We start from the raw sequence: 13,886 nt of genomic DNA on the forward strand, positions 1-13,886 counted from the left end.
GCGGCGAAGAATTGCGTTGGCGGGGCCCTGGCGGCCGTGTAGCGTCGCTCGCGTATCTGTTGTCGCCGTGAGGAGAGGCCGTTGCGTCGCTGAGGTTCGAGATGCCGTGCCCCGCACTTCCGGTGTGCACGAGCGCGACCTCAGAAGCGAGCTGCCCGGGAGCCGACGCTCCCCTCGTCCGGCGATCTCCCCTCTGCGTTCTCCCCCTGTGCCGTGGTCCGCGGTGCACGGCATCTCCCTGTGCAGCCCTATTGGCTCGTCGATGGTGGAGATCCGCTGATGTCTCGTCCCCTTCCCGCTTCCGTCGTCTGTTCCCGTCTGTCGTTCGCCTGGCCGGAGGGCACCGCCGTGCTCGCCGAGGTGTCCTGTGCGCTGGGCACCGGCCGTACCGGGCTGGTCGGCGACAACGGCAGCGGCAAGTCCACCTTGCTCCGGTTGATCGCCGGTCTGCTCACTCCCACGAGCGGCACTGTCCGGGTCGAAGGGGAGGTCGGATACCTCCCGCAGGATCTGACGCTGGCCACCGGACGGCGTGTGGACGAGGTCCTCGGCATCGCGGGCACGCGCGCCGCCCTGCACGCCATCGAAGGCGGTGACGCCCGCCCGGAGCTGTTCGACGCCGTCGGCGACGACTGGGACGTCGAGGAGCGAACCCTGGCCCTCCTGGACCAGCTCGGCCTCGGCCGCATCGGGCTCGATCGCACGGTGGGCGAGGTCTCGGGCGGCGAGGCCGTACTGCTGTCGCTGGCCGCGCTCCTGCTGGCCCGTCCACGGGTGCTGCTGCTGGACGAGCCGACGAACAACCTCGACCGGGCCGCCCGTCGACGTCTGTCGACGGCCCTCGACGGCCACGCCGGCACGGTGATCGTCGTCAGCCACGATCGGCAGCTGCTGGAACGGGTGGATCAGATCGCCGAGCTGCGGAGCTCGCAGGTACGGGTCTTCACGGGCGCCCTGAGCGCCTACCGCAGCGCCATCGCCATCGAGCAGGAGGCCGCCACCCGTATGGTCCAGGCCGCCGAGGCGCAGGTGACACGGGAGAAGAGGGAGCTGGACCGGGCCCAGACGCGGCGGGCCCGCAGTGTCCGGTACGGGAAGAAGATGTATGCGGACAACCGGCTGGACAAGACGACCATGCAGGCCAAGAAGCGTTCGGCCCAGGTCGCGGCTGGCAAGGAGCGCGGCGTCCACGAGGAGCGGCTGACTGTGGCGCGGGAGCGATTGGACCGGGCCGAGGCGCAGGTGCGCGAGGACTCGACCATCCGGCTCGACCTGCCCGCCACGGCCGTGCCCCCGGGGCGGAGCGTCCTGAGCCTGCGGGGGCTGAGGCTGCGGACGGGCGCGGTGATCGATGCCGTCGACGTGCACGGGCCGCAACGCATCGCCCTGCTCGGCGGGAACGGCGCGGGCAAGACGACGCTGCTGCGCACCATCGGCGGAGGGCTCACCCCGGTCGGGGTGGATGCGGCGGACCCGGTGTCCGTGCACGTACCGATGCGCCATCTGCCGCAGCGCCTGGACGTCCTCGACGACGACCGTACGATCGCCCAGAACGTGGCCCGGTTGGCGCCCACCGCGACCGACAACGCGATCCGGGCCCAGCTGGCCCGCTTTCTCTTCCGGGGCGCCCGGGCCGAGCAGCAGGTGCGGACGCTCTCCGGGGGTGAACGCCTTCGGGCCGCGTTGGCTGCGCTCCTGCTGGCCGACCCCGCTCCGCAGTTGTTGATGCTGGATGAACCCACGAACAGTCTCGACCTCGCCAGCGTCACCCAGCTCACCCAGGCGTTGGCCGGCTATCGCGGCGCGTTGATCGTCGCCAGCCATGACCGGGCGTTCCTCGGGGAGTTGGACATCACCCGCTGGTGGAGCCTGGACGGTGAGGGGCTGACCGAGGGGCTGGTCGAGGAGCCGGGGTGTTAGACAGCAGTCCCGGCCCGTCGCGTCTCGTCTCGGCCCGTCGCGCATCCCGATCGCGGCCCATAGGCGTCGGCTGTGGGCGCCCTGGCCTGATTCGGTCGCCCGATCGAACGCTTCAGCCTGCACAAATACCGCAGAAGGCCACGTTCGGTCACTCCTGGAACCGATACGGATGCGAAAGGTAATCATCCGAGCTCGACGGCACACCGAATGAAAAGGTCACGAAAATGTATCGGACAAATCGAACACCAATCTTCACAGCAGCCACACGGTTTGGCTAGCGTGCTGGCTCAGGCAGCCCGCACCACTGCGGCGATCCACGCCGATCGGGCAGCCACGCCGCATTCGGTCTCCACCCCCATGGGAGACCGGAGCCGGGGAACCACCGTGCAGCACCGGGGTGAATCGGGCCTGTTCGTGCGCAGGCCCGTAGGGCGCTTCCGTCCGCCCGAGCCCTCCAGCCAACCCGGTAGGCGACCTACGGAAGAAGGAGATGCCGGCCCTTGGTGTCGCATCGCAAGGCCCGAAGTCGCAACGTAAAACCCTCAACGGCCGTGGGGCTCACCACGGCAGCCATCGCTTCCGTCGGGCTCCTCCCGGCGCAGGACGCGCAGGCGGCGGATGACCGGACGCCCTCCGTGGAGGAAGTCCAGCAGAAGATCGACGCCCTCTACCGAAAGGCCGGTTCGGAAACCCGCCCCCGGGGAGCGGCACAGCAGGCAGCAGCCGAAGAACGCCGGGAGGTCGAGGAGTTGCGGTCGGCCTACGCCCGGCGCGCGGAGCGCCTCAGGCAGATGGGCAGAGCCCTGGGTTCCGCAGGGGCGCAGCACGGCGAGGCGGCGACCGTATCCGACGGCACCCGAAGAGACCTCTCGGCGGGGCCGGACGAGGGGCAGCGCGGCGCGACCGTCGACGGGACGGCCCCATCGACCGGGCCCACCGAACCGCCGTTCGCGACCGGCCTGCCCACCTCGCTCCCCCGCCCCCCGAGCGCCCTCCGTACGGGAAAGCAGCAGGTGCAGTCGAAGCTGGCCGAGGCGCGCTCCCTGTTGTGGCGGGGAGACGCCGAGACCAGAGCGCGGTTCGCGGCCGTCGAACAGGAGATGGCCGCCGAGGCGTGGCGCATCTCCCAGGAGGAGGCCAGACACACGGCGATGGCCCGGGCCGCGGAGGAAGCGGAACTGAAGCGTCTGGAGCGGCAGCGTCAGCAGCACCCCGGCTCGGCCTGGGGTGCGGCTCCTGCGGACGGGGTGCTCGCCTTCGCCCGGGCCCAGTTGGGCAAGCCCTATGTGCGGGGTGCGACGGGACCGCGTTCCTATGACTGTTCGGGGCTCACCCGGGCCGCGTGGAGAACGGCGGGGGTGGACCTCCCCCGTACCGCCCGGGAGCAGGCAGATGTCGGCCGGCAGGTGGACATGGGCGCACTGCGTCCCGGTGATCTGGTCTTCTTCTATGACGACAGCAGCCATGTGGGCATCTCCGTCGGCGGCGACAGAATGATCCACGCGCCGCAGCCGGGGGTGGACCACCACGTGGAGGTGCGTGAGGAGTCGATCTACACCATGCCGATCCGGGGGATCGTCCGACCGGCCTGACGCCGCGGCGGGTCCGTCGTCGCGCGGACCGCTTCCATCGTTCTGCTCCGGTTGATCACGACCTCATGGTCCGGCCGGTCCGTTCGGCCTGTTCCGGCCGGTCCGAAGGGGTCGGCCCGTCCCGGTCGGGCGGACCGGGGCGGCCCGTTCCGGCAGGGCTGCCCTCGCAGACCGGGTCTTTCTGGGGTGCGGGCGGCTCGCTGCCGTGAGTGCCGCGGGCCGTCAGGTCCAGACGGTGGCGATGAAGATATTCACGACCGTCAGTCCGCCGACGGCGGCGAACAGCCCCTTCTCGACGGTCTCCTCGTCCCGCTTGACGTACACCAGCCCCAGGATCACGACCAGCACCGCCATCTTGATGCCGATCTTGATGTTGTTCACGGTCTCGCCGTCGGCCTGGTTGAGGCCCACCAGTGCGACGCCGGTGACCAGCATGGTCAGCGCGCCGTGCAGCATGGCCGGGGTGAAACGTGCGGTACCAGTAGATATCGACTTCATCTGGGTGAGGAATCCACCCAGGAGAGAAGCGATACCGATGATGTGCAGCGCGACGAAGACATTGATGAGTACGTCCATGGGGCGGAGCCTAACCCTCCCCATATCACCACCCTCGGGTCAGGTGTACCTCATTCGCCGTATCGGTCATGGGGGTACGAAGTGGGTCACACCCATCGGGCGAACCACTCCAGAAATAGGTGCGAGACAGACAGCTTCAACCACATTCAGCCCATGGCCCCCTTCTTCCGTCATCTCGGGCATACGGTCCTGGCCCAGGCGACCTCCCGCCTCCGGTTCCCCCCGACCGGCCTCACGGAAGGACGTGGACGCTCTCGTGGCCGCGCATCATCAGCACCGCAAGCCCCGAAAGTCCCAGCAGCATCTGCTCACCGGCTCAGCCGTCCGCACGGCCGGCGTTCTCGCACTCGTCGGAACCGCAACCGCCACCGCGTTCCAGGGCAGCGGCCAGGCCGCCCCCGCACCCACCCCCGCACAGCTCAGGGCCGAGGTCGACAGTCTCCAGCGGGAGGCCACGGCCGCGGCGGAGCGCCAGGAGCTGGCTCGGCAGGCAGTGGCCCGGGAACACATGGCGCTCGACCAGCTGCGGGACGCGGCCGTACGCGAGGTTGAGCGGCTCAACACCACCCGCCGGCTCCTCGGCTCCATCGCCGCCGCGCAGCACCGGACCGGGGGCGTCGCACCCGGTCTTGCGGTCGCCTTCACCTCGGACCCGGACGAGTACCTCCGGCGGGCCGCATTCGCCGCGCACATCGGCGACCGACAGGCAGCGACCGTGGCGTCCGCGGAACAGCAGGCGAAGGACGTCGCGGCGCTACGGAAGCAGGCGAGCCGCCGCAGCGTGGCGCTCCGCACCCACGAGGACGCGCAGGCGCGGCACAAGGCGACCCTGCAGGGCAAGCTGGCAGCCGCCCAACGCCTCCTCGGCACCCTGCGCTCGCTGCACGTCGACCGGGATTCCGCTCCGGGAACCCCACGGGCGGCGACCGTCGCGCCCGTGACCGCGAGCACCCCGACGAACCGCGCCGCCCGAGCGATCGCCTTCGCCCGCGGGGCCATCGGGAAACCGTACGTCTGGGGTGCGACCGGGCCCGATGCCTTCGACTGCTCGGGGCTGACCCGGGCCGCCTGGCAGACCGCCGGCGTCCGCCTGCCGCGCACCACCTACGGTCAGATCGACTCCGGCACCCGCATCCAGCGATCCGCGCTCGCCCCGGGCGATCTGGTCTTCTTCTACTCCGGGATCAGCCATGTGGGGCTCTACATCGGCGACGGCAAGATGATCCACGCGCCGCGGCCCGGCTCGTCGGTCCGCATCGCGCCGATCGACGAGATGCCGTTCGCAGGAGCCACCCGCCCCGGGTGACACCCAGCGATGCGGCGCTCCGGGGCGGACGTCAGACCTCGGGAGAGTTCAAGGCCGCCGCCGCGTGCTGGCCGCCCCACCCTTGAGGACTGCGCCAGAGGACGTGGACGTCGAAGACATCGCGAATGGTGTCGGCGGACCAGTCCTCCGCGGGCGGTTCGCACAGCACGAGGTAGAGGCCGTCGGCCTGCTCGGGCAAGGTGTGGTTGATCTCCAGCAGACGGGTGGCTCCCGAGCGGAGGTCCGCATAGCTGGAACGGCCGGCGCCCAGCGCCTCGTAGAGGAACGTGCCTCCCTCCGTGACACAACTGACGTCGACGATCGGGGAGTCCGTGGGCTGAAGGTCCGCCCACAGCAGGGCGGACTTCAGCGCGTGCCGTACCGCTTCGTGCTTCTTGCACCCGCGGTCGGCGCTCGCCGCCTGCTCAAGCGCCCGCAGGAATCCCTCCTTGGTGGTCGTCATGGCGCGGGAGGGCGGAGCGTCGTCGACGGTGGGCACGGGTTCGCTTTCCTTCTGCTCGGGATGCTCGGGATGCTCGGAGTTTTCGGAGTTCTCAGGGCTCTCGGGACCCTCGCGGTGCGAGGGGCTCTCAGGGTGCTCCTGCTCGGCGGTGGCCGGTGCATCCGATGTGTTCGGGTTGCTGGGATCGCTCGGGTTGCTGAGCGTGTTCGGTGTGTTCGGGGCTGCGGCGGCTTCGGCAAGTCGTGCGCGCAGTGCCTCCCGTGCATCGGCCAGAGCATCGCCCCAGCCGGACCTCTCCAGCTCTCCCCGAAGGCCGTCGGCGTCCATCGTGCCGTCCTTGAGCGCACGGTTGGCTCCCGCAGCGAGGTCACGCAGCAGCCCGAGACGGTGCCTGTCCGGGGACCCGAGCACGCTGCGCACGTCCACCCAGTCCGCCTGGTCTCGGCGGAGGATGCGGTTGGCCATGCCCTGGAGTTCGGACAGCCGAATGCGGGCGTCCTGCGGAGCGCTTCCGTCCCCGCTCGGCAGTTCCCCGCTCGTCAGTTCATCGAGTACGCCGAGTGCCGCCGCATAGCGTGCCGCCATCTTGGGCGTGATCGGCAGCCGGCCGCGCTGGTCGGTGGTGAGGACGCTCTGGTTGGTCTCGTTGGCGAAGACCCAGCAGTCCAACTCCTCTCCCGGGCGCGGCGGAGCGGAGCCGTGGCGGACCGTCAGAACGAGGGGCCGGTCGAGGTCGGGGGAGAGCGCCTTGACCTTGTACCGGCCGCCCGGCCCGAGGCCGAGAACCCGCACCCGAAGGTCGGTCCCGATCTCCGGGGCGTCATCCGGCTCGACGGACTCGGCTTCGCCGGGGTCCTGTGCGGTCGATGTCGGTCCGCTGGAGCCCGGTTCGCCGACCGTCGGGGTCGGTGTGCCGCCCGAGTTCGTCAGGGCGTCCGGAAGCGGTGAGGTGTGCAGCACGGTCAGGCTCTGTGTGCTGCGGGTGAGGGCGATGTAGAGCTGGCGGAGGCCGGCCGGGCCGCGATCGGCGATGGTCGCGGGCTCGACGACCAGGACATGGTCGTACTCCATGCCCTTGGCCTGGGCTGCGGCCAGTACGGAGACCGCTTCGCGGGGCGCACCCGTGATGCCGCTGTCGAGGCGGCGGGTGATCTCTTCGAGCCACTCCGAGTCGTCGGGGACGATGACCGCCACGGAACGCAGGCTGTGGCCGTCGTTGCTGCCCACCAGGCGGGTCACTTCGGCGGCGGTGTCGTCCAGGAGCTTCCACGGTCCGCTCGGCACGGTTCGTACGGCGTCGTCTCCCACCTCCCGCACGGCCCGGGGGTACGGCAGCCCCGGGGCGACCGCCCGGGCGAGGGGTGCCACGAACTGCATGATCTCCGCCGGCACCCGGTAGCTCGTGTTCAACTCGGCGACCCGCCAGTCACCATGGTCGGACAGGAGCGTGCCGAGGCGGTCCCAACTGGTGTGGGTGTGCGGGCCGGTGGCCTGGGCGAGGTCGCCGAGTACCGTCATCGAACCGCCGACGGCGCAGCGCCGGCGCAGGGCGCGGGCCTGCATGGGGGTGAGGTCCTGGGCCTCGTCGACCACGATGTGTCCGTAGCGCCGGGGGATCTCCCCGTCGATGAGGAATCGGAGTTCTTCGAGGCAGACGTGGTCTTCGAGGGTCCACGCTTCGGCGTCGGCGCTGGCGGCCCGGGGGCGGTGCAGTGCGGCTCGCTCGTCGTCTTCGAGGATCCCGTCGGCGCAGGTGCGCAGCAGATCGGGCGAATCGTAGAGGCTGCGCAGGGCCTCCCTGGCGCCCGGTGACGGCCAGATGCGTTCGACGAGCCTCTCGACCCGGCGGTTGCGTTCGAGGTCGCGGCGGATCGTGCCGCCCTGGGCGCGACGCGGGGCGACGGTGGCGAGTTCCTGGAGCAGACGGTCCACGAACAGGCTGCGGAAACGATCGCGGCGCTGTCGGTAGGGGCCTTCGCCGCTGCGGGCCTCGTCGAGGAGGGCGATGACAGCGGAACGGGGTACGCGCAAGGTCGTGCTGCCGGCGATGACCACCACGGCGGGTTCGTCGCCTTCGAAGGAGGGCGCGGCAGTGAGGGCGTCGAGGGCAGCCGGACGGTAGTCGTTCTCCACGCGGCGCCGCAGGACTGCGCCCATGCGGTCGTCCGACTTCACCGACCGCGCCTGCGGCCCATCGCCGCCGTGGACATCCGCGTCCCACAGTCGGCTCAGTTGTACGGCGTTGACGTCGCGCGTGCCGAGCGTGGGCAGGACCTGTCCGACGTAGTCGAGGAATCCCTGGTGGGGACCGATGACGAGGATGTCCTGGGCCTTGAAGTGCTCGTTGTTGACAAGCCAGGTCACGCGGTGGAGGCCGACGGCGGACTTTCCGGTGCCCGGGCCGCCCTGGACGACGAGGATGTCGGAGGGCGATCCGGTGACCAGGTCCAACTGGTCGCGGCGGATGGTCTCGACGATGTCCCGCATCCGGCCGCTGCGCGAGCGCCTGAGCTCGCGCAACAGGAAGTCGTCGGGTTGGAACGGCTTGCGGCGCTGGACGCGGTCGATGTCGCCGGGCGTGCGTACGGGCCGGGGTTCGCCCTCCTGTGGTGTCTCCGGTGCGGGTCGCACCCCGTCCACGGTCTGGCTCGGGGGCTGCTTCGGTGGGGCCGCCTCGGTCGCGGCCGTGTCGTCAGCGGTCGTATCGTCAGCAGCCGGGCGCGGCGGCGGAACGGTCTCGACCACCGTGGGCCTCGTCAGCGCGATCTCGTCGAGGTAGTCCTTGACGATGCGCTCCACACAGCGCAACTGCCGCCGTAGAACCACTTCCCCCGGGTTCTCGGGCCGTGCCTTCGACCAGGCGGTCGCCAGCGGGCTGGTCCACGGGAGGACCACCAACTCCCGCGTGGCGTCGTACACGACCCGGCGACCGATGTACCAGGGCCGCGGCTCGCCGCCCGGGTCCTCCGGCGCGTCGACGCGTGCGAAGACGAGCGCTTCGGTGCCGAGTCCGCCGTACTTCTCGGCGCGGGCCTCGGCTTCAATGCGGTTGGTGATGCCGTCCTTGGGATTCGCCGATGCCGTGGCGGCCGATGTTCCGGTCATCTCGGCCAACCGTGCGGCGTAGCAGTCGTACGCGTGGTCAACGGCCTTCTGCTCGATGCCGATGACGGTTTCGCGCGTGGTGGTGCCCATGTGCATCCCTCCCCCGCGGCGACCCCGGGCCGCCGCTACGGGCAGTGCGCCCGTACCCCTTGGAAACAACTATCAGAAACCGGCCGGTGACGAACAGTCAGGAAGAGGATCACGGGGTGCTCCGCGCGATGTTGTCGGGCGCGGGGGGAGTCCTCGCCCGCACGAGCCGTGCGCAGGTGCGCAACAGCTCAGCGAGAAGCGCCGGCCCGTCGAGAACGGCCGGGACGGTAATCGGGCCGGCGGGAATGGGGCCGGCGCGAATCGGGGGAGCGGGAATCAGTTCTGGGCGGGCTCACACCAGGCGTCGGGCCGTCGCCCAGCGCGTCAGCTCATGGCGGTTCGACAGCTGGAGCTTGCGCAGGACCGCCGAGACGTGCGACTCCACGGTCTTCACCGAGATGAACAGTTGCTTGGCGATCTCCTTGTACGCATAGCCGCGGGCGATCAGCCGCAGGACCTCGCGCTCGCGCTGGGTGAGCCGGTCCAGGTCCTCGTCGACCGGGGGCGCGTCGGTGGAGGCGAACGCATCGAGCACGAAGCCCGCGAGCCGCGGGGAGAAGACGGCGTCCCCCTCCTGGACCTGGAAGATCGACTCCACCAGATCGGTACCGGTGATCGTCTTGGTGACATAGCCGCGGGCACCACCCCGGATCACCCCGATCACGTCCTCCGCGGCGTCCGAAACGGAGAGCGCCAGAAAGCGGACGGGGTCCTCGCCCGCCGCCATCAGGGAAGCGCAGCGCCGCAGCACCTCGACGCCACCACCGCCCGGCAGATGGACGTCCAACAGGACGACCTCGGGCCGCGTGGCCGTGATCACGGTGACCGCCTGGTCCACATCGGCGGCCTCGCCGACCACCTCGACGCCCGTGCGCTCGGTCTGGCCGATCTCCGCCTGGACACCCGTGCGGAACATACGGTGGTCATCGACCAGCACCACCCGCACCCGCCGCTCGTCGCTCTCCCCCGGCGCCGTCGCTTCGGTCATTGTTCCGCCCTCTCCATGGCCCGTTCCATCTGCAATTCGACCTCCGTGCCTCCGCCGGGCGCCGGACGGAGTCGGGCCGTACCGCCGTGACGCTGCATACGGCCGATGATCGACTCCCTGACGCCCATCCTGTCGTCCGGTACGGAGTCCAGGTCGAACCCGGGCCCCCGGTCCCGTACGGAGACGTAGACCGTGCGTCCGTCGACTTCTGCGAAGACCTGGACGGCACCGCCATCGCCACCGTACTTGGCTGCGTTCACCATCGCCTCGCGCGCGGCCTGCATTTGTGCGCTCAATCCGTCATCGAGCGGGCAGTCGCCGACCACCACGACCTCCAACGGGACACCGTGCTTGTCCTCGACCTCGGCCGCCGCCTTCTTCACCGCGTCCGCGAGGGTGTCGGGCTCCTCGTCCTCGTCCTTGCCGGTGCCCTCCGGCTTGTAGAGCCAGTTCCGCAACTCCCGTTCCTGGGCGCGGGCGAGGCGACGCACCTCACCGGCGTCATCGGCGTTGCGCTGGATCAGCGTGAGGGTGTGGAGCACGGAGTCGTGCACGTGCGCCGCGACTTCGGCGCGCTCCTGGGCCCGGATGCGCATGGTCCGCTCCTCCGAGAGGTCCTGGCTCATCCGCACCAGCCACGGGCCGGCGAGCAGGGCGATCCCGGCCAGCACGGCGATCGCGGCGGTGAGCACATTGCCAAGTTGGGCGGCGGAACCGCGGACGACGACGAAGACGCTGAAGCCCATGCCGACCAGCGCCACCCCGGCCACGCCGCGTCCGAGCTGGAAGAGTCGGCGGCGGCGGGTGTTGGCCTCGCTCCAGCGGGCGCGCCGGGCGTTGTCCGCCTGCCGCCACACCAGGACGACACCCGCGCCGATCAGCACCGTCGGCCAGACGTAACGGTTGGTGCCGCTGCTGGTGTCGATGTTGCTCATGAAGATCGACGCGCCGAAGAACAGGGCGACCATCGCGAACAGCTGGCCCTTGTCGGGCTTGCGGAGTCTGCGTCTGCCGTCGTTCGCCACCTCGAAGAGGGAACGCGGCTGGGCACCCTTGCCGCCCACTCCGAGCGGCACGACGACCCAGAACACCGCGTACAACAGGATGCCGAGCCCCTCGGTCATCAGCAGCCCGAGGAAGACCAGTCGGACCCAGACGACCGGCAGACCGAGATGACCGGCCAGGCCCCGGGCGACCCCGCCGAGGAACCGGCCGTCGGCGCTCCGGTAGAGCTTGCGCGGCGGTGCTTCCTCGGGCACCGGGGCGCGCGGAGGGGCGGCGGATCGTGGCGTGGCGGCGGGCATGGACCGATCGTCACACGAGAGCGGGCGCCGCGGTATCGGGGGCGACCCTGAGACCACCCCGGGAAGGAACCCGGTCACCACCCGTACAAGCAGCCGCCGCCTCGGGGCGGATCTCAGGGAACCTCAGGGAATCTCAGGGAAAGGGGGACGGATCTCAGGGAAGGGCCAGGGTCGGTGCGGGTGCCATCACGACCGAACGCCCGTCACCATGGACACATGACAGAGCCGATCGCCTTCCCGTGCCGGGTGGTGCACGTATGACCGGGCCGACCGCTGCACGGGGAGCCGGCAGTGGCGCTGCGTCCGCGCAGGACGCGGGCCCCGGCGACGCGGGCGGGTCGGCGCCTGGCGCGCGCTCGGGCCCTCCCCCGACCAGTCAGCCCGGCCAGCATGACCAGACCGGTCAGCCGGACCATTCCGGTCAGCGCCCGTTGCGACGCACGTCCCGGCAGAAGGTCCTGGGCGGAGTCTGCGGCGGCCTGGGCCGGTACTGCGACATCGACCCGGTGATCTTCCGGATCGTGATCGGCGTGCTCGCGGTGGCGGGCGGCATCGGGCTGATCCTCTACGGGTTCGCCTGGCTGCTGGTCCCCCTGGACGAGGACGGCGAGACCGAGGCCCGCCGACTGCTCTCGGGCCGGGTCGACGGACCGGCCCTGACCGCCATCTTCCTCGCCCTCCTCGGCTGCGGGCTCTTCCTCACCATGCTGAACAGCGGCGGGACCCTCGCCTTCGCCGCCCTGCTCACCCTCACCATCTCCGGCGCCGCCGTGTGGTCGCAGCGCCGTCGCACGATCCAGGAGGCCGCGCACCTCGACCGGGCGACCGCACAGGCGGTCGCCGAGGCACCGCCCGAAACGAAGGCCCCTCCCGTACGGGAGGCCCCGTCGTGGTGGCGGGACCCCATCGTCAAGGACGGCTCCACGGGCCAGTCCCCCTCCGGCTATCTCTGGGGGCCCGAGAGCGCGCTGTCCGAGGCCGCGAGGGCCATCCCCGGCAAGGGCGCGCCCCCGAAGTCCCGCCCGGTGGGGCCGCGGCGCATCGGCGGCACGGTGTTCGCGCTGGCGGTGTTCGCCGGTTTCCTGGGCACCCGGCTGAGCTGGGACGGCCACCCGCTGGGCACCAGTCTCCAGATCGGGCTGGTCTGTGCGCTGGGGGTCTTCGGCCTGGGCATCGCCATCAGCTCGGTGATCGGCCGCACCGGAGTCGGTACGGTCATGATGACGGTCCTGACCGCGCTGCTGCTCGCCGGGGCGGCTGCGCTCCCCAAGGACATCACCACCCGTTGGATGCAGAAGGAGTGGGCGCCCACGGCGGTCTCCGCGATCCAGCCCCGCTATGAGCTGGGCTCGGGCGATGCGACCCTGAACCTCACGGCCGTGGCCGTGCCGACCGGGAGTTCGGTGTCCACGACGGCAGAGGTGGGCGCGGGTCGGCTCAAGGTGGTCGTACCGAAGGACGCCGTGGTCACCGTGTGGGCGACGGCGGACTTCGGCCAGATATCCCTGCCGGACGACACCAAGAACGACATCGACATCTCCACCGACGTGGAGCGGCGGCAGAGCTTGCCCGCCCCCAAGGGCGCCGCGCCCACGGGTGGAATCGAACTCCGGCTCAAGGTGGCCATCGGCCAGGTGGAGGTGACCCGTGCCGCGTCCTGACACCGGACGACCGGAGACCGAGGATCCGGACATCGAGCAGCGGGAAGGCACGGACGGAGTGACCGCGTCCCGCGACGCTCGAGCCGATGGGAATCCGCCGCACCGGTCGCCCCGCTTCTCCGGGGCGGCACACATGCTGCACGGCTTCAGACCGGGCCGACTGCTCGCGGGCCTCACGGCTCTCGCACTGACCCTGTTGTACGCGGGCGATGCGTCCGGGGCCTGGCACGTCCCCTGGTTCGTCGTCTTCCCGGTGGTCGTGGGCGGTCTGTCCCTCGCCGGTGTGGCGGGCTTCGTGCACTACGGGCTTCGTCGCCGCCGCCGGACTGCCAGGGCCGCGTCCAGCGAGAGCACGGACGCCCCCGCCAGGACCAGCGGCAACCAGGCCATCAGATAGACGAGGTCGTTGCCGTAGTAGTACGGCTCGGTCTGCCAGCTCACGGTCAGCCAGAGGCTCAACGAGATCAGGGCACCGCCGAGGGCGGCGAGCCGGGCCAGCAGCCCGACGAGCGTGCCCAGGCCGACGGCCACCTCTCCCCAGGCCAGCGCGTAGCCGAATCCCTCGGGGTTCCTCAGCCCGAGGTCGACCAGCCAGGGCACGGCGGAGGTGTCCCGGACATTGCGCATCAGATCGCCGATGGATCCGGGGCCGCTGTCGCGGAGGAAGCTGCTGTCCGTGAGCTTGTCGATGCCGGCGTAGACGAACGTGACTCCGAGGAAGATCCGCAGCGGCAGCAGGGCGTACCGACCCACCTGCTCCCGGCGGGTCTGCGTCGTGCCGTCCCCGGCTGTCCACCGATGGCTTGTGCTCATGGCTCTCCGACCTCCCGTTGGCCCGTCATTTGACACTACGGACACCCGGGCGGAAAAGCTCACCAGAT

Annotated in this window: 10 protein-coding genes and 1 riboswitch; of the genes, 5 read left to right on the plus strand and 5 right to left on the minus strand. The window is 70.6% G+C overall.

Annotated elements, in window-relative coordinates:
* Nucleotides 1–279: 279 nt before the first annotated feature.
* Together ABZ348_RS05850 and ABZ348_RS05855 are read left to right on the plus strand one after the other, a co-directional pair.
* Complete coding sequence (locus tag ABZ348_RS05850; RefSeq protein ID WP_358929699.1) at nt 280–1,920, plus strand: ATP-binding cassette domain-containing protein; 1,641 nt, start codon at nt 280–282, stop codon at nt 1,918–1,920.
* 324 nt (nt 1,921–2,244) lie between these two features.
* Nucleotides 2,245–2,409, plus strand: a riboswitch (cyclic di-AMP (ydaO/yuaA leader).
* A gap of 62 nt (nt 2,410–2,471) precedes the next feature.
* Nucleotides 2,472–3,512 carry a C40 family peptidase gene (locus ABZ348_RS05855; protein ID WP_358929701.1) on the plus strand — a complete coding sequence of 347 codons (1,041 nt, stop codon included), beginning with the start codon at nt 2,472–2,474 and terminating at the stop codon, nt 3,510–3,512.
* A 222-nt stretch (nt 3,513–3,734) separates the two neighbouring features.
* Here ABZ348_RS05855 and ABZ348_RS05860 read toward each other — a convergent pair whose 3' ends face one another.
* Nucleotides 3,735–4,088 carry a hypothetical protein gene (locus tag ABZ348_RS05860; RefSeq protein ID WP_358929703.1) on the minus strand — a complete coding sequence of 118 codons (354 nt, stop codon included), beginning with the start codon at nt 4,086–4,088 and terminating at the stop codon, nt 3,735–3,737.
* A gap of 256 nt (nt 4,089–4,344) precedes the next feature.
* On the opposite strand from ABZ348_RS05860, the gene ABZ348_RS05865 reads away from it, so the two are divergent.
* The gene (locus ABZ348_RS05865) at nt 4,345–5,394 is read left to right on the plus strand and encodes an NlpC/P60 family protein (protein WP_358929705.1); all 1,050 of its coding nucleotides are present in this window, start codon (nt 4,345–4,347) and stop codon (nt 5,392–5,394) included.
* 31 nt (nt 5,395–5,425) lie between these two features.
* Here ABZ348_RS05865 and ABZ348_RS05870 read toward each other — a convergent pair whose 3' ends face one another.
* The 3 genes from ABZ348_RS05870 to ABZ348_RS05880 form a co-directional block, all read right to left on the minus strand.
* A complete protein-coding gene (locus ABZ348_RS05870; protein WP_358929707.1) occupies nt 5,426–9,052 on the minus strand; it encodes an ATP-dependent DNA helicase in 3,627 nt (1,208 codons plus the stop codon).
* A 292-nt stretch (nt 9,053–9,344) separates the two neighbouring features.
* Nucleotides 9,345–10,040 carry a response regulator transcription factor gene (locus ABZ348_RS05875; protein ID WP_358929709.1) on the minus strand — a complete coding sequence of 232 codons (696 nt, stop codon included), beginning with the start codon at nt 10,038–10,040 and terminating at the stop codon, nt 9,345–9,347.
* Nucleotides 10,037–11,344 carry a PspC domain-containing protein gene (locus ABZ348_RS05880; RefSeq protein WP_358929711.1) on the minus strand — a complete coding sequence of 436 codons (1,308 nt, stop codon included), beginning with the start codon at nt 11,342–11,344 and terminating at the stop codon, nt 10,037–10,039. The genes ABZ348_RS05875 and ABZ348_RS05880 overlap by 4 nt, the downstream gene beginning before the upstream one ends.
* Nucleotides 11,345–11,601: 257 nt before the next feature.
* Here ABZ348_RS05880 and ABZ348_RS05885 point away from each other — a divergent pair, with 257 nt between their 5' ends.
* Nucleotides 11,602–13,005, plus strand: a complete 1,404-nt coding sequence (locus ABZ348_RS05885) for a PspC domain-containing protein (RefSeq protein WP_358929713.1) — start codon at nt 11,602–11,604, stop codon at nt 13,003–13,005.
* Entirely contained in the window at nt 12,992–13,402 is a 411-nt protein-coding gene (locus ABZ348_RS05890; RefSeq protein ID WP_358929715.1) for a hypothetical protein, read from the plus strand. Before ABZ348_RS05885 ends, ABZ348_RS05890 begins: the two co-directional genes overlap by 14 nt.
* Here the strand turns inward: ABZ348_RS05890 and ABZ348_RS05895 are convergent.
* Nucleotides 13,306–13,818 carry a DoxX family protein gene (locus ABZ348_RS05895; protein WP_358929717.1) on the minus strand — a complete coding sequence of 171 codons (513 nt, stop codon included), beginning with the start codon at nt 13,816–13,818 and terminating at the stop codon, nt 13,306–13,308. The two genes, ABZ348_RS05890 and ABZ348_RS05895, sit on opposite strands and share 97 nt — an antisense overlap.
* Nucleotides 13,819–13,886 lie beyond the last annotated feature (68 nt).

It is taken from the genome of Streptomyces sp. NPDC005963 (genome assembly GCF_040638655.1).
Lineage (GTDB): Bacteria > Actinomycetota > Actinomycetes > Streptomycetales > Streptomycetaceae > Streptomyces.

What these genes read in the sequence shown, in the direction of transcription:
- ABZ348_RS05880 (WP_358929711.1), bottom strand. Translation starts at nt 11,344, where the DNA reads ATGCCCGCCGCCACGCCACGATCCGCCGCCCCTCCGCGCGCCCCGGTG.
- ABZ348_RS05870 (WP_358929707.1), bottom strand. Translation starts at nt 9,052, where the DNA reads ATGGGCACCACCACGCGCGAAACCGTCATCGGCATCGAGCAGAAGGCC.
- ABZ348_RS05885 (WP_358929713.1), top strand. Translation starts at nt 11,602, where the DNA reads ATGACCGGGCCGACCGCTGCACGGGGAGCCGGCAGTGGCGCTGCGTCC.
- ABZ348_RS05875 (WP_358929709.1), bottom strand. Translation starts at nt 10,040, where the DNA reads ATGACCGAAGCGACGGCGCCGGGGGAGAGCGACGAGCGGCGGGTGCGG.
- ABZ348_RS05895 (WP_358929717.1), bottom strand. Translation starts at nt 13,818, where the DNA reads ATGAGCACAAGCCATCGGTGGACAGCCGGGGACGGCACGACGCAGACC.
- ABZ348_RS05850 (WP_358929699.1), top strand. Translation starts at nt 280, where the DNA reads ATGTCTCGTCCCCTTCCCGCTTCCGTCGTCTGTTCCCGTCTGTCGTTC.
- ABZ348_RS05860 (WP_358929703.1), bottom strand. Translation starts at nt 4,088, where the DNA reads ATGGACGTACTCATCAATGTCTTCGTCGCGCTGCACATCATCGGTATC.